This window comes from Lentzea sp. NPDC003310 (assembly GCF_040610935.1).
GTDB lineage: Bacteria > Actinomycetota > Actinomycetes > Mycobacteriales > Pseudonocardiaceae > Lentzea.
This window is the reverse complement of the sequence record NZ_JBEXNC010000004.1, coordinates 308,134-327,444: the sequence shown is the minus strand read 5'-3', so window position 1 is coordinate 327,444 and position 19,311 is coordinate 308,134. Positions and strand designations below refer to the sequence as shown.

Below are 19,311 nucleotides of genomic sequence, written 5' to 3'. Positions count from 1 at the left end.
AGCGTAGTGGGCCACCTCCGAGGTGCCCGGTGCGGAAGGAGTCGGTGATGGTGATCCTGACCGACGACCCGGCCGGGGAGGCCGGACTGGCAGTGGAGCCCCGCTGGGTTCACAACCCCGACGACAGCCCCGTGTTGCCCGAGCTGCTGAAGGGCGCTGCCGCCCGCCGCGCAGGTGTGCTGCTCGTGGCGCTGTCGCCGACCACCCGCTCACGAGTTGCTGATCTGGCCCACGACGTACTGCTGGCACTGGGCGCCCAGATTCCGGCCACAGCCGGCAACAGCCGGATGCGCACTTCGGATTTGGAATGCTTTGCACTAGCTCGGTTGTGCGGACATCGACCACGCCATGTGGTCCTAGACCGCGGCCACCGCATCGCACCCCGTCTGGTTGACGCCGTCCGCGCTTGGTGCGCCCACATTGGGGCCGCGCTCTGGCTGCTCACACCCACCCCCGGCGAGGACGCAGTCGACAGTCGACGCCACCGCGACCGACTGCTCGCCCTCGCCGACACCAGCCGCTCCGCCGAACAGCCATCAGGCGGAGCGACGTGGTTACCGGAGTTGGCCATTGCCGCGTTACCGGACACCGACTTCCCGTTGTTCCGCATCGACTGCTACCGCCGGCGACCGGACCTGTTCCTCGCGATCGACGCGGTCTTCACCACCACCTTCACGCAGGTACGCGAACACCCTCTGGTCGTTCGTGCTGGAGCCCTGCGCACCGACCAGGCCTGCCTGGACCTGGTCACCGCGGTTCTAGCCGACCAGCTGACGGTCGACCGGCCGCCAGCCCCGGTACGGCTTATCCGGCTGCGTGCGACACAGGCCGCGTTATGGCGCCACCACAACATGCTGCTGCGCTGGAGCCCCTACTCCTCGCTGCCTAACCCAGCCCGCCACCTTCCTGGGCCGCTGCTGTCGCGCCAGAGCACCGACGCGGTGACCGCGATCGCCGACCCCGCCCGCGCTGCCGTGCACGCCCTGGTCACGTTGCTGGAATCCAGCCCGTACCACCTGGCTGGACTACCGGCGGACACCTTGAGTGTCGACCCCGAACCCCGGCTGCATTTCGGTGAGGCTCATCTACACGTCCCACCGGACACCCACCCGCTGTTCCGGACCTACCACTGTTATCGCCACCACCAACGCCACCGTCATAGCACCGGCCCAGGCACCGACGACGATCGCGCCGCACTGCTCACGCATTGCGGCCGTCGCGCCTCCCCGCAGACCCTGCACGCCCTGCTTCGCGACGCGGGCACGCACTGGCACACAGACGAGGGGCTGCCGGTGACGAGCGAACTGCTCCGCGCCCCTCACGTCCGCTGGCCGGCCCGGTGGCTGGGCGCGCGTTCGCTTTTCCTGCACAGCAACCTGATCGGACGCCCATGAGTCGCCGCAAAGGCAACGACCGAACGAAGTCCGCAGCGCAAGCCCGGAGCACATCGGCACCCGAGCAGCACACCCAGTCGGCGGGCGGCGTGGCGTTGCTGCGCAAACTGGTTGGACGCGTTGCCGGCACCCCTGCTCACGACATGCTCGACCAGCTGCTGGGCCACTCGTGGCTCACATTGACGGACACCGACCTGCGCGAACGGTTGATCGATCTGCCGCTGCGGCACGTGACCCGGCTGGCCACCTGCCTGGACATCGACCACACCGACCTTATGGATCACCTGCTGCGCCAGCCCACTCCCGGACACGACCCCGCTGATACCGATCACGGCGGGCAGCATGAGGAGCAGGCTGCAGAGCACGATGACGCGTGGGAGCTGCACGGGCTGCTGCTGCACGTCGGCTCCGTTGGCGCGCGCCACACCGAGGTAGCCGAGGCACTGGGTTGGTCCCTCCAACGACTGGTTGACGCTGCCCGAGTCCTGAACGGCCTGCTGACCCCGCATCCACGCTACGAACTGGCATACCACTTCGACGGACGACTGCACTTGAGAGCCACAGGCCATCGACTTTCGCACCGGGCACGCGCGCACATCCCTGGCGACCCAGCTCGGCGACTGCCCATCAACGCTGAACACGCGGCACTGCTGCTGGCCACTGATTACCTTCACCCCCTGCCCGACGAACTACCGCGGCACCTGGTGCAGCGGTTGATCGACGCCGGTCATGCGATCGTCCATACCGACTACACCCTCGTCCTGAGCCCCGACGTCGACCTGGCTACCAGCGTCCAACCACTACCGCCTCCTGAGGACGGCGCTGGACGGTCCTGAATCTCCGCCGCGCCGGGTCGATCTCCGACGCGAGCCGAGCTCCGGCAAGGCGGATCGGGTAGGCCTGTTGCACTGCGGCATAGGCCGAGCAGGAAGTCCCCGCGCGACCAGGGGCAGCAGCTCGGGCACACCACTGGTCTGTCCATGGCCGGGTGGTCGTGTCCGTCATGCCAGTCGGATTAGCTTCGATGGCATGGCTTCAATCGTGGACGTCGACCAAGGTGCGGACGATGCGGGTGGTGCGTTGACCGAGTACTGCGCGGCGTTGTTCGCGGCCACTGGCGTCGATGTAGGCCTGGCTCGTGGTCAAGGAGGCGTGGCCGAGCAGCGCGGCGATGTCGGCGGCCGTGGCGCCGTCCTCGGCCAAGCGGGTGGCGAAGGTGTGCCGCAAGGCGTGCACTGCCGCCCCTGCAGGAACCTGGTCGTGCACACCGGCGGCGCGTAGCGCCCGGCCGATGAGGTACTGCAGTCCGCCACGGCGCAGCGGCTCGCCGCGGGTGTCGACGAACAGCGCATCGCCGGGCCTGGTCGGTCCGAATCGTTCCCGCCGGTCGGCGAGATAGTCGGCCAGCAATGTATGCAGGGAGTCATCGAGCGGGATGGTGCGGAAGGTACCGCCCTTGCCCCGGACCCCGATACGGTGGCCGCCGGGACGTCCGGCGATGTCGGACACCGTCAAGGCGAGAAGTTCGCTGCTACGTACCCCTGTGCACAGCAGCAACGCCACCGCCGCCAGGTCACGGCAAGGCCAGCCGGTGCGCGCGCCCACGATCGGCGCCGCCACGGTCGCCAGCAGCCGCTCCGGGGAGTCTTCACCGCGCAACGGCTTGGGGCGTTTCGCACTGCCCTTGGGCCGGCGGATGGCTTGCATCGGGTTGCCTTCAACCACGTTGTGCAGCAACAGGAACGCGAACCAGCCGTTCCAGGTCGACCAAGCACGCGCCACGCTGGCCGCCGAACGGGTCAGCGCGAAGCGCGCGAAGCCCGACCGGACAGCTTCCCTGGTCAGGCTCGACACCACGACCTCCGCTGGTGCGCAATCCAGTGGTGCGGCGATAAGTGTCAGCACTTCGAGCAGGTCGCTGCGGTAGGCCTTCTCCGTGTGGGGCGACAGCTTGCGGGTGCGCAGATCCTGCACGTACTGGTCCACCCAATAGCTCGCTGGTCGGCTCACGAGCCTCACCGTACTGTCCCGTCCGCCGCAGCCAGCATCAACCACGGCGACGTGGGCCGTCCTACGAGCGGATGAACCTCACAGGTGCTGATCACGGCAAACGCACGAACACCCTAATGATCAACCCCCGGAGCGGACCACTTAATCAGGTAGTCCCCGTCGATGTCGTTCTGCTTCGTCGTCCTCGCGGCGGGCTTCCTGTTCATAGCGTTCGGCGAGGCGTCTCAGGATCTTCTGGGTCCGCGGCCACCCGGTGGCAGCGAGTGCCCCTTTTCGGTAGTTGGCGGCAAGTTGCCATTCTTGGCTTCCTCCGTCGGTCATCCCACGCCAGGTAACGCCGCGATGATTCACGATTCCTGTCTCAAGACCACGCTCGATATGGTCAGCACGAAGGTCTTCGAGAAGGTCACGTACGGGGCGTGGCGGAAATAGCCCCTCTGCGTCGGGAGGTGCGTAGGCCAAGGCTTGGCCGATCATCAAATCCCCAGTAACCGGTCGCCCAGTCTCTTGGAGGGCTTCTCGCGCTCGGGTGATCCATGAATGGAGCAAGTCGGCCTCGATGAGGTCGTTGGCTCCGATGCCGGGACTTTGAGTCCAGGACTTAAGTACCCTGTAGGCGCGTTCAGCAAGACGCCGCCGGTGTTCTACCTCAGGGGAACCGTCCTCATCGTCGGGCGGTTCTTCATTGTTTGCCCTGTACACCTGACTTACCAGATCTGCGAAGAAATTGGGATCTTCCTGAAGTGCTGCATGGAGAGTTGGTACTTGTGCTTCGAAACCCAGCGCCGGGACAAGCTGCCATTCAAGGAAGGCCACCCTCGACAGGCCCAAGGTATCTTTATGTAGGGCAAGCAGGCCCAGGATCCTGCTGAAGCCATGTTCTCTCAGTCGCACGATCTCAGGATCAGGTTCTTCTCTGGCGAGAAGTGCCTCGCAGGCTTGAGCTGCGATCTCTGCCGCCTGAAGTGAGGCGACGCGCTTGGAGTACAGGACGATGAGGTTCAGCGCGGCGGCGTCGCGCCCCACTGCGGCGAGGTTGCGCGCGACGTGCTCGACTCCTGAAAAATCCGGCCCAAGACCAAAGTAGACGAATTCACACCAGTAACTGCGTGTCACTTCATCTTCCAATGCGGGCAGCTTCTCCCATGCCTTTCGAGGGTCATCCACCGCGCGGAGTACTTCCGCTTTGACCGCCGGATCTTGGGTGAGGGCGAGAAGGCGCTCGCACACAGCGGAATCATCGCCGCGCAAGCGGGCTCGTAGGTATCCGCGTGCGGCTTCTCGGCGGTGCGCTCCCTCCTGCAGCCAGGCAATCATGGCTTGATCGAAATCGGAGGTGTGGCCCGCAAGGGCGTAGCCCACGAGGTACGGGCGCGAAACACCGTCTACCAGATCTACCAACGCTTGCATTCCACCCGCCTGGACGACCGCGGCAGCTGCCGCCACACGTCGGGCTGACACCGCGGCGTCGTAGGCGGCGAAGTCGTCCCTTCTGGCGACGTCGCCCAATTCGACCATGTCGTTATCGAACAGCCACCGCTCGCGCCGGACCGCCGAGGTAGGAGTCCAGGTCTGTTCGGCCTGTTCGAGGAGGAGCAGTTCCGCTTCGGGAAGCGCCCACTGCGTATCCGCATACTCTCGGTGGTGCGCGACCTTCGCTCGGACGGCGTCCGCGACTCGGGCGCGATCCCCGTCGTCAGTTACCACTACGCCGAGCGCGGCGAGCTTGTCCACGAACGACTGTCGGTGCTGGGGCAGCAGCGCCTCGAGTTTGGTCAACAGCTCCAGATGGCGATCGATGTCATCATCAAGATCGTCAAATAACATGTCCGTAACAAATTCGATTGCGCGGCGTATATCGGCGTAGGTCATGTGGATTGGTCTCACCCAGTCCCTGAACTGAGGCTTGGCCGCAGGTGTTTGAATCTCGTGCCCAGTCGGTATCAAGGCGAGCAGCAACCGACGGGTTACCGTGGGATGCGCCCGCATCAGTTGGCGTAGCCCGTTGCGATGAGTTTGCTCGGATACCGCGGTGCAGGGATGCCAACTGCTCATCATGTCCGCGAGTGCCGTGTCTGGCCGTGTCGACCACTGCCCGCCAGGGTCGATCGCAGCCAATCGCGCGAGTAGGTCGATGACGTCCGGAAAGTGGTCCTCCGCCCATGCGATCGTCTGCAACGCCCACAGGAAATGGTTGTGCGGGGATGGAGGAGTGAACCCGACGCCGCCCGGCGCATCTTGGAACATGAGTCGGTGCAGCGGCTCGTCGTCGACTAAACCTTGGCGTAGTGCATCGATGAATTCGTCGGGAGCAGCTTCAGCAAGCAGGGGAAGAACATCGCTAAGTGAAGCCCAATGGCGGTATGAATTGTCCTCGTTTGCCTTGCTGAGCAGCTCATTAACGATGGAGCGACTGAATTCCCTGCCGGTATTTCCTCCTGTTAGCCGGACATCGTCTCCCAATGCACCGAGGAGTGCAAGTGTTTGAGCCAGGCCGATGCGCAAGGTCGATGAGAATTTCGCGCCGTGTTCACTGCCGAATACGTCCAGGCTTGCTGTTCTCAAAGCGCGTAGGTCGTCCAGGGTGATGTGCGTTCTCAGCAGAGCCCACGCGTCCTCCGGTGTAAGAACGTGCCACTGCTCACGAAATCTTCCCAAAAAGGGAACGTCGGATGCTACGGCCAGGTCGGTTGCGATCTCCTGCACGTTGCCATAGGTAAGGCCGACCGTCTGGGCAACCACGGTGCGGTCATCTACGTTCGTACCTTCCCAGCCACCCAACAGAAGTAGACGACGCTGAGTCATACCGGGTGCCTGTGCCCAGTCAGGTGTTAGTTGGACCGGATTGAGTGCCAACGCCCGCCGCAACGCGAGCAGGCTGCGACGCGCCAGCAGACCCCACGAATACGCCCGCTGATCCGGCGCCCCGGCCGCGGTCAGTTGCCGGGTAACGGCTTCGCTATCGACCGCTGGGACCTCCGGTGCGCCGATCTGGCCAGGCAGTGCCGCCATGATCACTACGTGTGGGCTACGGACGGCCACATTGGACAGCCAGGATGGATGCGGCACGACCAGCACCAGGGGCTGGTTCTGCCGCATCAGCTGGGCCAGGCTCTCGATCGAGTCCACGAACAACGTTTGTGCTCGCAGGGACTCCGCCCGGCCATCCGTCGACGACTGCAAGGCTGCGGAAACGAACGCGCGCAGATCATCGATTCGCAACCCACCGCCGACTGTGACGGCTCGGCCTGGGATCAGAGAGTCGACCAACTCGCTGGCCGCAGCCTCCCTGCCAGCGAGAACAACCTCGGCTGACAAAGGGATATGAGTTGACGGCAACCACAGCTCGTCCCACCAATCGGCCGCTGACGTCACCCCAGGGATTTGCTTGCCCAGCCGGCTCGCGAGCCATGCAGACGTGGCGGGGGCGGATTCCAGCCATGTGTGCACACTGTCAAGGTTGTATGCCCGGACCTGCTTCCACCGGCCTTCTTGACTGCGTGCGTTCCTCCACTCCCGCGCCTTCGTCCACGGCCGCAGAATGACCTGAACATAAGTCACATCCGCACACGTCTCGCCGTTCGGCCCCTGCGTTCGCTTTGCATAGTCGGCGTCGGCCTTGGCTTTGGTGGACTTTTCGACGGACAACTCCCAAACCGACGTGCCCGCCGGAACAAAGGCGGTGCCGTCAGACGCAACTGCAACACCGTCGAAACCGCCAGAAGCTGTGCCAGATCCGCCCGGCATGTCGATCTCCGTCAAGCCTGACGCAGTCTCCGTGATCAACTGTCGGATCAGCAAAGGGAGCACGGAGTCGAACTCGACCAAGTCGGCAGCTGCCCGAAGGTCATCTCGAGTGAACGGAGGCCACGTAGCCATGCGACATAGTAGCGAGCTTCGAGGACCTGAACTGCGGAGACTCACCAAGGCGCCCGTCAAGGGGATCCGGTGCGGCGCCCATGCGTTCGCCGCGCACCTCTGGACCCTTTCAAAGGTCGGTCGTCGCCAAGATATGCGCGAGCTGAGAGTGGACCGGTCGGCAAGAAATGCGCAGGCGGTCCTGGGTCGGCTTCGCAAGATCGAGGGCCAGATTGGTTGTGCTCCTGCTGTGATCAGCCGTGCCTGCGGCGTCGCGCTACATCGCGCGCCCTCGGAGGTGTCGAGGCGCACCTGGCGCGGTCAAACCTCGTATGGAATAGACCGTTGACTCGGGGCATCACGGATGTGTGTTACTGTATTACATCAAGAAAGACGGTCATACGGAGGGGTTATGGCGACACTGACGCTGCGGGTGGACGACGCCGTCCGCGACGAACTCGACCGCGCGGCGCGTGCCCGCGGCACAACGATCAGCGATCTTCTTAGGAGCGCGATCAACGACCTACTGGGATTCGAGGATGCAGGAGCACAGGATCGTGAGGACAGCGTCGTGGTGCCCAGGACGCTGGATGTCGTTCAGCGCCGAATGTTCGCGATGATGCACGAGATGCTGGGCAAGCTCGCAGACGACGAAGACGACAAGGAGTACCACCAGCGGCACGCCGAGGTCATGACCGAAGGGTTCGCCGGCGAGTACTACGCCGAGTTCGGCTTCATGTCGGCCGAACTCACCCCGGCCGAGTGCAATCGGCTCAACGACATCCTTGAGATGTTCCGGGTGCTGGAGTTCAGCCTCTCACAGCTCTCGCCGGCCGATCGTGAGCGGCTCGGCGACGACGCAGACCACGTCCTGATCTTCGACGGGTTTGACCTGCAGAAACCGGCTGAGTCGCGACTGCTGAGCTACGCCAAGCACATGGTCAAGGACGAGGACAACTGGGCCGAGTTCCGGGAGCGCCTGACGACCGGGGAGCGCGGCAACACACATTCGTCGAGGCTGGCGCGCTACCTGCGGATGCATCGCGTCTACACGGCTATCCGGGACAAGAACCTCTCCGGGCGCGGACGTCGGCGGGATGACTACCTTTTCGACGTCGACGACCTATCGTCGATGATCGAGGCGGCGTGGCATCCGGTGTCCGAGCGCTGATTCACCAGCCCGGTCCCCGCCTGGGCGTCCGAAGTGGACCGCGTAGGCCACTCCGGCTCGTGCGATAGCTCTCCGCAGAAAATGTCAGTGTCGACGGCTAGGTTCCCTGGCATGACTCCCTACCTAGGTCTCATCGGCTCGGTGGTCGCGTCGGTCGCGGCGCTGTTCATCGCCGTGGTCGGCTGGCGGAAATCCGACCAGCGTGCTCGGCAGGACAAGGAGGACGCCGCTAGCTGTGGGCGGGCGGCGCTCCTGGCAGAGCTGCTCGAACTGCATCTCGATGCCCACGCGGCGAGACACCTGGAGAAGAACGACGCCCGGATGAAGGCGATTCTGCTCCGGCTTCCTGGCCACTTGGCAACGACCCTGCGCGTGCGGCTCAAGCTGCAGCACACGATGAAGGACGTGCCGCTCGATCCACAAAGCGCCGCGCGGTTGCGGCCGACGGAGGCGCACGACGCGGGCCACAAGTGGTTGATCTTCGATCGGTCCTCCGTCCTGACGCAACGGGGATTCCAGCCCTATCCGGAGTGGGTCGAGGCCGAACTCGCCTACGACATCGCCGGCGAGTTGGGTGGCGACCAGGACGCGGTGCTTCGCGCGCTGTCTCACGACGTGCGCGACCCCAAGGACGCGGCCATCGCCATCTTGCGACGGGAGAACGAGCAGCGGAACATCGCGTCCGGCAACGCCCACTGAACGACGGCGCCGGCCGAGCAGCGCGAACCAGTTCCTCAACTTGGCCAGTATGTGTCCTGGCTCAACGACAAGTGCTCACGACGTCGTCGAGGCTCGCGGGCGCGGCCTGCAGGAGCGCCGGGTGCTCACGAAGCGATCTTCAGCGCCCGCGCCTGGTCGACGGTCAGCCGATCGCGCGTGCTGAGCGGTGCGAGCCAGCGGTCAGGTACGAGAGGCGACCCCGGTGTAGACCTTGACGGTCGAGCCGACGAGCTGGCCGTCGTCGAAGGCACCGTAGAGCGCCGGCCGCAGTCACCACCGCGGCCGGCGGGAGTCTCGTAACCCGTGTCCCCTGCTAGGCGGGCGCTCTGCCGGATGGCGTCACCGTGACGTTAGTGGCTGGTGAACCGGGATGGGCCCAGGCGCGGCACCTGCGCCGCACGTCGGTCAGATTCCAGGCTCGAACGGCAGGTCCCTGCGGTCGAGCGTGCACCCGGCGGCGGAACTCGCGCAGTGCGCCGGACAGGATCCGCTGCCCCAAGGGTGGTGTGGTCAACCACAGTCAGTGCCCAGTCTCCGACGGGCTCGCGAATCACCTCGTCGCGCGGGTTTGTTGGTGTTGTGGTGGATAACGACCCTTATCCACCACAACACCGTTACAGATGACGTCCTCGATCTCGTGGGTGCGCGGCAGGGGAGGGGCGGTCGCCAACGTGGTTGCTTGCCTGCCGCCCACAAGATCTGGATCGGTCACTGACATCCGCTCGCGCTTCCACTGACAGTTCGCGCGCGCATGCGGTGACATGCCGCTGCGTTTGTCCTGGCCGAGCGCTGACACTGCATCTGCGCGTCACAACCGGCGCCAACGGAACTCCGATCCCGTCATTTCTGGGCGCCGATAATGTTCACTTATCGGCGCCCAGCTCCTCCCTGCTCGATTGGGTAGCGTTGCGTTGGATAACGTTACTAAACACGTAATTCTGTTACGATATCCGTGTGGAGACGAGCTGTAACTTCCCCGGCTGTGAACGCCCCGTTTTCCGAGGTGGCGGGCCTGGCAGGCCCTCGGAGTACTGCGACCTGCCCGAGCACACGCGCTGGCGGGCGTGGAGGGAGCGGCAGAAGCTCGCGGAAGCCCCCGAGCAAAACCTGGAGGTCGTCACCGTGACGAATCTCCCGAGGGTCTCCGGTACCGCCAAGATCAGGGCTGAAGAGCTCCTCGACCGGTTCCGGGTGCTGTCGGAGCAGATGACGCAGACCCTCGGCCGGGCCGTCGGCGAGCTGAACGCGATGGCGGACCCGAGTGTCGCCGAGAGCCTGGTCCAGGCCGCCGAGGCCGAGGCGGCTCGCCGGGTGGCGGAGGCGCAGGCGGAGGTGGCGTCCGCGGAACGGCGCCGGCACGAGGCCGAACAGGCCCGCAAGGCCGCCGAGGAGACCACCGAGCAGGCGGTGCGGGCGGCGGAGGAAGCCGACGACGCGGTCGACACCGCCGTGACGGAACGGGATGAGGCCCGTGCGGCCGCGCGGGAGGCCGTGGAGAAGGCCGAGGCGGAGATCGCCGAGGTCCGGGTGCAGGCGGCGGCCGTGGTCGAGGAGATCCGGGCGGAGGCGGAGCAGGCCAAGGCCGATGCGGTCAAGCACGCGGAGCAGGCGCGGCGGCAGGCGGCGAAGGAGATCGAACAGGCTCGCGTCGAGGCGCAGGCGGAGATCGAGCAGGCGCGGGCGGCCGCCCGCCGTGACGTGGAGCTGGCACAGGCCGAGGCGCGGGCGGTCGTCGAGCGGGCGGAGGCCGAGGTCGTGGCCGCCGGGCAGGCCGCGGACCGGGCTCGCGGGGAGGCGGCCGAGACCGTCAGCCGTGCCGCGAAAGCCCGTGACCAGGCGGTCGTGCGAGCGGAACGCGCCGAGCAGGCCGCCGCGGACGCACGGGCCGAACTGGAGCGGTCACGTCAGGAGTTCGAGACGCGGTTCGCGCAGGTCAGGCAGGAGACCGCCGAGCAGGTCGCGGCGGTGCGGCAGACCCTGGCCGTGGTGGAGGACGCGCGCGCCCAGACCGTGATCAGGGCCGAGCGCGCGGAACGTCAGCTCGACGAGGCCGCCGAGGAGCTGCGGGCGGCACGGCGGGCGAAGACCTCGTCCTGAGAGGCGGCCATCTCGCGCAGCGCCGACTTGCGTTCGCGCTGGGTGAGGCGGTCGAGGTAGAGCCTGCCGTGCAGGTGGTCGGTCTCGTGCTGCAGACAGCGGGCGAAGTAGCCGCGGCCCTCGACGACGATCGGGGTGCCGTCCTTGTCCCGGCCGCGCACCACGGCGCGGTCGGGGCGGGCCACCACGCGGTACGGGCCCGGCACGGACAGGCAGCCCTCGGGTTCCTCGAGCAGTGTCCGCCGGTGGGCGGGGAGGTCGTCGAGCACGGGGTTGAGGACGTGGCCGGTGTGGCGGGTGCCCCACTCGTCGGTCATGTCCCAGACGAAGAGCTGCAGGTCGACGCCGACCTGGTTCGCGGCGATGGCGGCGCCCTCGGCGACGTGGTTGGTGGCGAACATGTCCTCGATCAGCCGGGTGAGCTCGGGCGTGCCGAACTCGGCGGCGGGGCGGCAGCGCCGGGTGAGGATCTCTTCGCCGACGACGGTGATGCGGCGCGGGGTGCCTGACATGCTTTGCAAAGTAGCAGCCTTTGCAAAGTTATCGGTAGGGTGTGCGCATGCCCCGACGCCCGTTGCCCGACCACCCCGTGCGCCTCGCGTTGCTGGACCTGCTGGCCGAGCACGGCACGCTGACCTCCACCCAGGCGGCCACGCGGCTCGGGCTGAGCTCGGGTCTGTGCTCGTTCCACCTGCGTCAGCTCGCCGAGCTCGGGCTGATCGAGGAGGCGCCGCACCAGGGCGGCAGGGCACGGCCGTGGCGGCTGCGCTGGGAGAGCGAGATCGAGCAGCCGCGGGACGAGGAGTTCGGCGTCGTCCTGCACGTCACGCCCGACGAGCTGGAGGAGATCGGCGCGGCGATCCGGCGGCTGTTGTTCCGCTACCGCGACCGCGGCACCCGGCCGGACGGGGCGGTGGCGGTGACCGCGGAGATCCGGTTGCGCAGCGGTGACCCAGTAGGCTGAGCCGCGATGGACGAGCTGAAAGGCGACTGCGCCAACTGCTTCGGGTTGTGCTGCGTCGCGCTCCCGTTCGCCAGGTCGGCGGACTTCGCCGCCACCAAGGACGCGGGCACGCCCTGCCGGAACCTGCTGGCCGACCACCGGTGCGGCATCCACGACCAGCTGCGGCAGAAGGGGTACCCCGGCTGCACGGTCTACGACTGCTTCGGCGCTGGTCAGCGCGTGTCGCAGACCGTGTTCGCCGGCGTCGACTGGCGCACAGCGGAGCGGCAGAAGATGTTCGCGGTGTTCCCGGTGGTGCGGCAGCTGCACGAACTGCTCTGGTACCTCGCCGAGGCCCGCCGCCTCGACCCGCACGACGACCTCGCCCGCGCGTTCGCCGAGGTCGAGGAGCACACCGTCGCCGCACCCGACGCCATCCTCGCGCTCGACGTCGCGGAGGTCCGGGCGAAGGTCAACGTCCTGCTGCTGCGCACCAGCGAACGCCTGCGTGCCAGTGCGAAGTCCTACCGGGGCGCGGACCTGATCGGGGCCCGGCTGCGCAACAAGAACCTGAGCAGCGCGGACTTCCGCGGCGCCTATCTGATCGGCGCGGACCTGACGAACTCCGACCTGTCGCGCGCGGACATGATCGGCGCGGACCTGCGGGGAGCGGACCTGTCGGGCGCCGACCTGAGCACGTGCCTGTTCCTGACCCAGCCCCAGGTCAACGCCGCGCGCGGCGACGCGCGGACCAGGTTGCCTGACGCGCTGTCGCGGCCCCCGCACTGGACGGCGCGGCCGGCTCGTCGCCGCTGACGCACCCCCTTTGGAGCGAGCAGTGCCTCTACCAGCGGTTTCGGTTTGACTGAAAATTCAGTCAGAGATACCGTGGGGTCATGAACAGGCGCAACTTCGTCCAGTCGGCGGCAGCGGCCATCAGCGGTCTGCTTGCCGGGTGCGCGAACCCGACCAGCGGCACGACCGCCGGGGACACTTCAGCCGTGAGCAGGTCGTGGGTCATGCCCGAGGAGGGCGAGCCGCACCGCCGGACGTGGATGGCGTTCGCGGCCAGCGAGCGGGTCTGGGGGCGCGACCTGCTGCCCCGGGTCCGCCGCGACCAGGCCACCATCGCGACCACGATCGCCCGTTTCGAGCCGGTGTCGATGCTGGTGCGGGCCGAGGACCAGGAGATCGCCCGGTCGTTGATGCCCGGCGTCGAGCTGGTGGTCGCGGAGCTCGACGACCTGTGGATGCGCGACACCGGACCGGTGTTCGTGCGCGGCGGCGGCGCTGTCGACTTCAACTTCAACGGCTGGGGCGGCAAGCAGGAGCACCGCCGGGACGCGAAGGTCGCGGGCGTCGTCGCGGCGCAGGCCGGTGCCGAGCGGATCCGCACGGACCTGGTGCTCGAAGGCGGCGCGCTGGAGGTCGACGGCGAGGGCACCGCGATCATCACCGAGAGCTGCGTGCTCAACAGCAACCGCAACCGGGGCTGGACGAAGACCGACGTCGAGGAGGAGCTCGCGCACCTGCTGGGCATCCGCAAGGTCATCTGGCTGCCGGGCATCGCCGGGCGCGACATCACCGACGGCCACACGGACTTCTACGCGCGCTTCGCCGGTCCCGGCGTCGTCGTGGCGGGCCTGGACAACGACCCCGACTCGTTCGACTACGACGTGACCCGCCGCCACCTGGAGATCCTGCGCTCGGCCACGGACGCCGCGGGCCGGCCGTTGCGGGTCGAGGTGCTGGAGGGCCCGGAGACCGTGCGGGTGCGCGACGACGACTTCGCGGCCGGGTACATCAACTTCTACGTGTGCAACGGCGCGGTGATCGGCCCGCAGTTCGGCGACCGCCGCACCGACGCGGCGGCCAAGGCGACGCTGGAGCGGTTGTTCCCCGGACGTACGGTGGTGCAGATCGACATCGACGGCATCGCGTCGGGCGGTGGGGGCATCCACTGCACGACGCAGCAGGAACCGAGGTGAGGACTCCCGTGTCGGAGCGCAGGACGCAGATGCTCGAGGCCGCGGTGCGGGTGATCGCGCAGGACGGCGTGCGCGGGTTGCGCGTCGAGAAGCTCGCGGCCGAGGCCGGGGTGTCCACGGCGTTGATCTACTACCACTTCAAGGACCGCGCCGGGATCCTGCGGGCGGCGTTGGCGCACGTGAACCAGCGGGCGCAGTCCTACACCGACGTGCGCTCCGGTGACCCGCGGACCCAGGTCGAGCAGATGCTGCTGGGCGAGCTGCAGGACGACCCGCGCGTGCGCGAGACGAGCGTCGCGTGGGGTGAGCTGCGGGCCAGCGCGGCGTTCGACGAGGAGCTGCGCGCGACGTTGCGCACCGCGACGCAGGCGTGGAACTCCGACGTCGAAGCCCTTGTCCGCCAGGCGAACCCGGACGTGGACGCGGTAGCGGCCGCGGAACGGCTCACCGCGCTCGTCGAGGGGTTGAGCGAGCGGTGGCACAGCGGGTCGCTGGAGTTGTCGCGGGCGCGGGAGCTGCTGTCCGGTGCGGTCGCCCGCGAGCTGGGCTAGACCGACAGGCGTTGCTGGGACACGGCGCGCGCGAAGCCCTCGACGTTGTCGATCATGATGTTATGGCCGGTGTTGGGCACGGACACGACCTGGACGCCGGCCGCGGCGAGCTCGCGGCCGCCGCTGGGCGGGGCGTCCTCGGGGTGCAGGAAGACCCGCGGGATCTCCAGTTCCAGCAGCAGCTTGCGCATCGTGGGCGAGGTACCGCGGACGAGGTCGACGGCGCTGCGGTAGAGCGCTTCGCGGCCTGCCATGCGCATGGTGGCGGCCCAGTGCGGGCCGACGTCGCGCAGCACGCGGTCGAAGCCGTGGCTGAGGAAGTCCGCCTCGCCGTAGGCGGCGATGCCGCGGCTGCCGGGGGCGCCGAGCGAGGGGGTGGCGGGGTCGACGTGGGGGTCGACGAGCACGAGTGAGCGCACCATCTCGGGATGGCGGGCGGCGAGCACGATGGCGACGGCGCCGCCCATGCTGTGGCCGATGATCTCGCAGCGGCGCAGGCCGATCTTCGCGAGTGCGACGGCGAGGGCGTCGGCGTGGCCTTCGAGCGAGTAGGCGAAGCCCGCGGGGCGGTCGCTGATGCCGAAGCCGAGCATGTCCATCATGAGGCTGCGGCGGCCCGCGAGCAGCGGGTGCGCGACGGCCTCGGCGTAGTAGGGGGCTGACGAGGCGCCCAGTCCGTGCAGGTAGACGCGTGCGGGTGTGGCACCCGGTACCTCGACCCAGCGGATCCGGACACCAGGTCTGATCTCGACGGCACGCATGTCTCTCCCGCGGCGGTAATCGGTTTCCGGACCCTACCTCGCGCTCCGGCCGGTCGAGAGCGGATTCGAGAACCTGTTCTCAACTGATCTTGGAGCCGCAGAGGTGTGGCTGAATCCTAAGGCGGTCTGGTAGCGCTCCCGCGCGGGAGCACCGCGTGATGTTCGTCCTTCCCGGCGCCGATCGACAGCGACCGAACGGCGGCTTTTGGCGGGCGTGCGCCGGTCCGGCGCGTGCCGAACCCGTCCTCATGGAGCGGCGATCCCGAGGGCGTCGCACGCGGCGGCGACGGTCCAGGCGCGCAGCTCGTCGTAGGGCGCGTCGGGGAACTGCATGGTGCAGTCCTGCATGCCGCCGAACGCGAGCACGGCGCTGACCTGCTGCCGCAGTGTCGCGTCGGGACCGACCACGACGCGGGTCAGCCGGCCGCGCCAGGCGAGCACCACGTCGATCAGGCCGAGCTCGGTGAGCGTGGTCATCTCGGTGAGCAGCAGCAGCATGTCGCGGCGGTGCCGGTAGTGAAAGTCGAAGAACCCCTCCAGCACCTCGCGCGGGGTGACGCCGGCGCGCTGCTCGATGCCGGACAGGAACCTCTCGCCGTCCTCGAGCAGCGGGGTGACGATGCTGCGGACCAGGTCCTCGCGCGAGGCGAAGTGGTAGTAGAGCGCGGGTTTGGTGATGCCGAGGCGGTCGGCGATCTCCTGCAGGCTGGTCTGCCGCACTCCTTGACGCGCGAACAGCTCCCGCGCGGTCTGCATGATCCGCTGCTTGGTGTCGGACTGTCGTGGCACGGCCGAATATTACTTAACGATCGGTAAGTCGCGGTGCTAGAGTCGCGGCCATGTACTTACCGACCGTTAAGTAAGGGGGCGTGACGTGCGGATACTCGTTTCCGGGGCGAGCATCGCGGGTCCGGTGCTGGCGTACTGGCTCACGCGGTACGGGCACGAGGTGACGGTGGTGGAACGGTCACCGGTGCTGCGCAAGACCGGCGGCCACGCGGTGGACCTGTTCAAGCCGGCGATGGAGATCTCCGAACGGATGGGCGTGCTGCCGCACGTCGAGGCGCTCGCGACCGGCACCCAGCGGATCAGCATGCTGCGCGAGGGCACGCGCAGGCCGATCCGCGGGGACGTCACGAAGATCTTCGCGGCCGCGTCCGACCGGCACGTCGAGGTCATGCGCGACGACCTGAGCGAGATCTACCACGACGCCACGCGCGCCGACGTCGAGTACGTCTTCGGTGACTCGATCACGGCGATCGGCGACGACGGCGAGGTGACGTTCGAGACCTCGGCGCCACGGCGGTTCGACCTGGTCGTCGGCGCGGACGGGCTGCACTCGAACGTGCGGAGGCTGGTGTTCGGCGAGGTCGACAAGACGTTCGTGGGCGCGTATCTCGCCGTGTTGTCGGTACCGCGCGAGGCCGGTGAGCCGGGCACCATGACCGGGCACATCGGACCGGGCCGCACCGCGGCGGTGTACGGGGCGAAGCACCTCGACGACGCGCGGGCGGTGTTCCTGTTCCGCTCCGCCGAGCTCGCCTACCACCACCGCGACGTGCCGCGGCAGAAGCAGCTGCTGCGCGAGGCGTTCGCGGGCCTGCACCCGCAGGTGGACGAGTGGATGGCGCACCTCGACGGGGACCGCGTCTTCTACTTCGACTCGATCACCCAGCTGCGGGAGGACACCTGGTCGCGGGGACGGGTGGCGCTGGTCGGCGACGCGGCCTACTGCCCCGGTCCGGCGATCGGCGGGAGCACGAGCCTCGCGGTGCTGGGGGCGTACGTGCTGGCGGGCGAGCTGGCCGCCGGGGACGACCACGAGGCGGCCTTCGCGCGCTACGAGGACGAGATGCGCGGGATCGTGCACGACAGCAGGGCGTTCGCGCTCGGGGTCGCGAAGACGCTGATCCCGGACACCCGTGCGGGCGTGTGGGCGCTGACGCGCGGGATGCAGGTGTTCTCGGCGCTGCCGTCGTGGCTGGTGCGGCCGCTGGCGAAGCTGAACTCGAAGGGCACCCGGATGCACGACGCGGTCCGGGTGCGCGACTACGGGCGTCAGGGCGCCGGAACCCCGGCGCCCTGACCCCTCAGGCCGTCAGAACTGCAGGCTCCACTTGTCGAGGAACCCGGTGTCCTGGTTGGCGTTGTCGTTGACCCGCAGCTGCCAGGTGCCGTTGGCGACCTCGCTGGAGGCGTTGACGGTGTAGGTGGTGTTGATGTTGTCCGTGCCGCCGCCGGAGCGGTTGTGCAGGACGTAGACGGTGCCGTCCGGCGCGATCAGGTCCACCTTCAGGTCGCCCTGGTAGGTGTGCTTGATGTCCACGGCGACCTTGAGGGTCGACGGGGCGTTGCCGGTCACCGCGGACACCGCGATCGGGGAGTTGACCGTGGTGTTGTCGCGGATCTGGAAGTCCGTCGCGTTCTCGAAGTACTTGCCGGGCGGCGGCGTGGTGCCGCAGTACTGCGCTTCCTTGCCGATGGCCTCGTACGGGCAGTCGGCGCGTTCGAGCAGCTGCAGGACGGCCTCCTTGTTGCGGGAGGTCTGCGCCGGGATCACCTCGTCGGGCGGGTAGAAGCCGCCACCGCCGGCGCTGCCGGGGTACATCTCGAAGGTGTAGGCGAAGATGCCCTGCGTGCCCCACAGCCAGTCGGGGATGGACCCGTCGGTGATGTAGAGGTCGCTGGACTGCTCGGGGGTGTAGTTGTTGGTCGCGGCCATCTGCTGGCCGATCGTGGCGAACGTGTCGCGCTGGTCCTGGGTCAGGCCCGGTGCGACGTCGTCGTAGGTCCAGCCCCACGGCCACAGGATGAGCTCGCTGTAGGTGTGGAAGTCGATCGACGCGCTGATCTGCTGCTTGCCGCCGACGTTGCGGCCGCGCACGAAGTCGGCCACGACCTTCACCTCGGGCGCGGACTCCGCGCTCGGCCCGCGGTAGGTGTCGGACCCGGTGCTGCCGCTGGAACCGCCGCAGCAGCCCCACTTGTAGTTCCAGTTGCGGTTGAGGTCGGTGCCGACGTTGCTGGAACCGGCGTTGGGCTGCCGGTTCTTGCGCCACGACCGGTAGCTGCCGGTCGCGATGTCGTACTCGCCGCCGTCGGGGTTGACGTCCGGGATGATCCAGATCTCGCGGGTGTCCACGAGGCCCTTGATGCGCGCGTCGGACGCGTACTGGGTCGTGAACTGGTTGATCAGGTACAGCGCCATCTCGACGGTGAGGTGCTCACGGGCGTGCTGGTGGTGCGTGAACAGCACCTCCGGCTCGTTCTCGTCGACGCCGACGTTGTCGCTGATCTTGAGGGCGACGATGTCGCGGTTCTCGTAGGACTTGCCGATGACCTGCTTGCTGATCAGGTTCGGGTACGCCGCGACCGCGTTGTTGATCGCCGTCGTCATCTCGGCGTAGTTGTGGTAGTTCGAGTCCGCCGCGGGGAAGTCGAACGGGCCGATCGCCGAGTTCGCCTCCATCCGCTTGGGCAGCTCGGTGACCTCGAAGCCCTGTGCCCGCAGGCTCTTGGCCTCGCGCTCGGTCGCGGTGACCACGACGATGCCGTGCTCCTCGACCGAGTCGATCGCCGCGCCGGACTTGGCGAGCTTGGTGCGCTGTTCAGCGGTGCGAACGTTGCTGACCTGGTAGTTCGTCGCCGTTTCCTGGGCGCCGGGGGCCGCGCCGGTGGGCACGCCTCCCATGGCGAACACGGCGCACGCGGCGACGGTGACCCCGATCAGGGGTCTGAGATGGCTCTTTCGCATGCAGGGCAACCCTTTCGTACCACGGCAGGGACATGGCTCCGCAATGTTTAGTCCGTGTGAAGGC

At 67.6% G+C, this 19,311-nt stretch carries 16 protein-coding genes; 10 read left to right on the top strand and 6 right to left on the bottom strand.

The window, feature by feature from the left end; genetic code table 11:
• Window positions 1-47: 47 nt before the first annotated feature.
• Window positions 48-1,394, top strand: a complete 1,347-nt coding sequence (locus ABZX02_RS09140; RefSeq protein WP_355296375.1) for a hypothetical protein — start codon at window positions 48-50, stop codon at window positions 1,392-1,394.
• 89 nt (window positions 1,395-1,483) lie between these two features.
• Window positions 1,484-2,230: a hypothetical protein gene (locus ABZX02_RS09135; protein WP_355296374.1), complete on the top strand. Its 747-nt coding sequence runs from the start codon at window positions 1,484-1,486 to the stop codon at window positions 2,228-2,230.
• A gap of 199 nt (window positions 2,231-2,429) precedes the next feature.
• Here ABZX02_RS09135 and ABZX02_RS09130 read toward each other — a convergent pair whose 3' ends face one another.
• Together ABZX02_RS09130 and ABZX02_RS09125 are read right to left on the bottom strand one after the other, a co-directional pair.
• Window positions 2,430-3,380 (bottom strand): tyrosine-type recombinase/integrase, encoded by a 951-nt coding sequence (locus ABZX02_RS09130; protein WP_355296372.1) that lies wholly within the window; start codon window positions 3,378-3,380, stop codon window positions 2,430-2,432.
• Window positions 3,381-3,545: 165 nt separating this feature from the next.
• Entirely contained in the window at window positions 3,546-7,166 is a 3,621-nt protein-coding gene (locus ABZX02_RS09125; RefSeq protein ID WP_355296371.1) for a hypothetical protein, read from the bottom strand.
• Window positions 7,167-7,674: 508 nt separating this feature from the next.
• Here ABZX02_RS09125 and ABZX02_RS09120 point away from each other — a divergent pair.
• From ABZX02_RS09120 to ABZX02_RS09110, 3 genes are all read left to right on the top strand, one after another.
• A complete protein-coding gene (locus ABZX02_RS09120; RefSeq protein WP_355296369.1) occupies window positions 7,675-8,433 on the top strand; it encodes a YfbU family protein in 759 nt (252 codons plus the stop codon).
• A gap of 111 nt (window positions 8,434-8,544) precedes the next feature.
• Window positions 8,545-9,132 carry a hypothetical protein gene (locus ABZX02_RS09115; RefSeq protein WP_355296367.1) on the top strand — a complete coding sequence of 196 codons (588 nt, stop codon included), beginning with the start codon at window positions 8,545-8,547 and terminating at the stop codon, window positions 9,130-9,132.
• 975 nt (window positions 9,133-10,107) lie between these two features.
• The gene (locus ABZX02_RS09110; protein ID WP_355296366.1) at window positions 10,108-11,250 is read left to right on the top strand and encodes a hypothetical protein; all 1,143 of its coding nucleotides are present in this window, start codon (window positions 10,108-10,110) and stop codon (window positions 11,248-11,250) included.
• Here ABZX02_RS09110 and def read toward each other — a convergent pair.
• Entirely contained in the window at window positions 11,190-11,762 is a 573-nt protein-coding gene (def, locus tag ABZX02_RS09105; RefSeq protein WP_355296365.1) for a peptide deformylase, read from the bottom strand. The genes ABZX02_RS09110 and def overlap by 61 nt on opposite strands.
• A gap of 47 nt (window positions 11,763-11,809) precedes the next feature.
• Here def and ABZX02_RS09100 point away from each other — a divergent pair, with 47 nt between their 5' ends.
• The 4 genes from ABZX02_RS09100 (at window position 11,810) to ABZX02_RS09085 (ending at window position 14,732) form a co-directional block, all read left to right on the top strand.
• Window positions 11,810-12,214, top strand: a complete 405-nt coding sequence (locus ABZX02_RS09100) for a helix-turn-helix domain-containing protein (RefSeq protein ID WP_355296363.1) — start codon at window positions 11,810-11,812, stop codon at window positions 12,212-12,214.
• 6 nt (window positions 12,215-12,220) lie between these two features.
• Window positions 12,221-13,009, top strand: coding sequence for a pentapeptide repeat-containing protein (locus ABZX02_RS09095; RefSeq protein WP_355296361.1), 789 nt, complete (start codon window positions 12,221-12,223; stop codon window positions 13,007-13,009).
• Between the two features lie 80 nt (window positions 13,010-13,089).
• Entirely contained in the window at window positions 13,090-14,181 is a 1,092-nt protein-coding gene (locus ABZX02_RS09090; protein ID WP_355296359.1) for an agmatine deiminase family protein, read from the top strand.
• Window positions 14,178-14,732 (top strand): TetR family transcriptional regulator C-terminal domain-containing protein, encoded by a 555-nt coding sequence (locus ABZX02_RS09085; protein ID WP_355296358.1) that lies wholly within the window; start codon window positions 14,178-14,180, stop codon window positions 14,730-14,732. Before ABZX02_RS09090 ends, ABZX02_RS09085 begins: the two co-directional genes overlap by 4 nt.
• On the opposite strand, the gene ABZX02_RS09080 is transcribed toward ABZX02_RS09085, so the two are convergent.
• A complete protein-coding gene (locus ABZX02_RS09080) occupies window positions 14,729-15,493 on the bottom strand; it encodes an alpha/beta hydrolase (protein ID WP_355296356.1) in 765 nt (254 codons plus the stop codon). The genes ABZX02_RS09085 and ABZX02_RS09080 overlap by 4 nt on opposite strands.
• Before the next feature lie 246 nt (window positions 15,494-15,739).
• The gene (locus ABZX02_RS09075) at window positions 15,740-16,282 is read right to left on the bottom strand and encodes a helix-turn-helix domain-containing protein (RefSeq protein ID WP_355296354.1); all 543 of its coding nucleotides are present in this window, start codon (window positions 16,280-16,282) and stop codon (window positions 15,740-15,742) included.
• Window positions 16,283-16,367: 85 nt separating this feature from the next.
• Between ABZX02_RS09075 and ABZX02_RS09070 the strand changes: the two genes are divergently transcribed.
• Complete coding sequence (locus ABZX02_RS09070; protein WP_355296352.1) at window positions 16,368-17,579, top strand: FAD-dependent monooxygenase; 1,212 nt, start codon at window positions 16,368-16,370, stop codon at window positions 17,577-17,579.
• A gap of 12 nt (window positions 17,580-17,591) precedes the next feature.
• Here ABZX02_RS09070 and ABZX02_RS09065 read toward each other — a convergent pair whose 3' ends face one another.
• Window positions 17,592-19,247 carry a M14 family metallopeptidase gene (locus ABZX02_RS09065; RefSeq protein ID WP_355296350.1) on the bottom strand — a complete coding sequence of 552 codons (1,656 nt, stop codon included), beginning with the start codon at window positions 19,245-19,247 and terminating at the stop codon, window positions 17,592-17,594.
• Window positions 19,248-19,311: the final 64 nt, after the last annotated feature.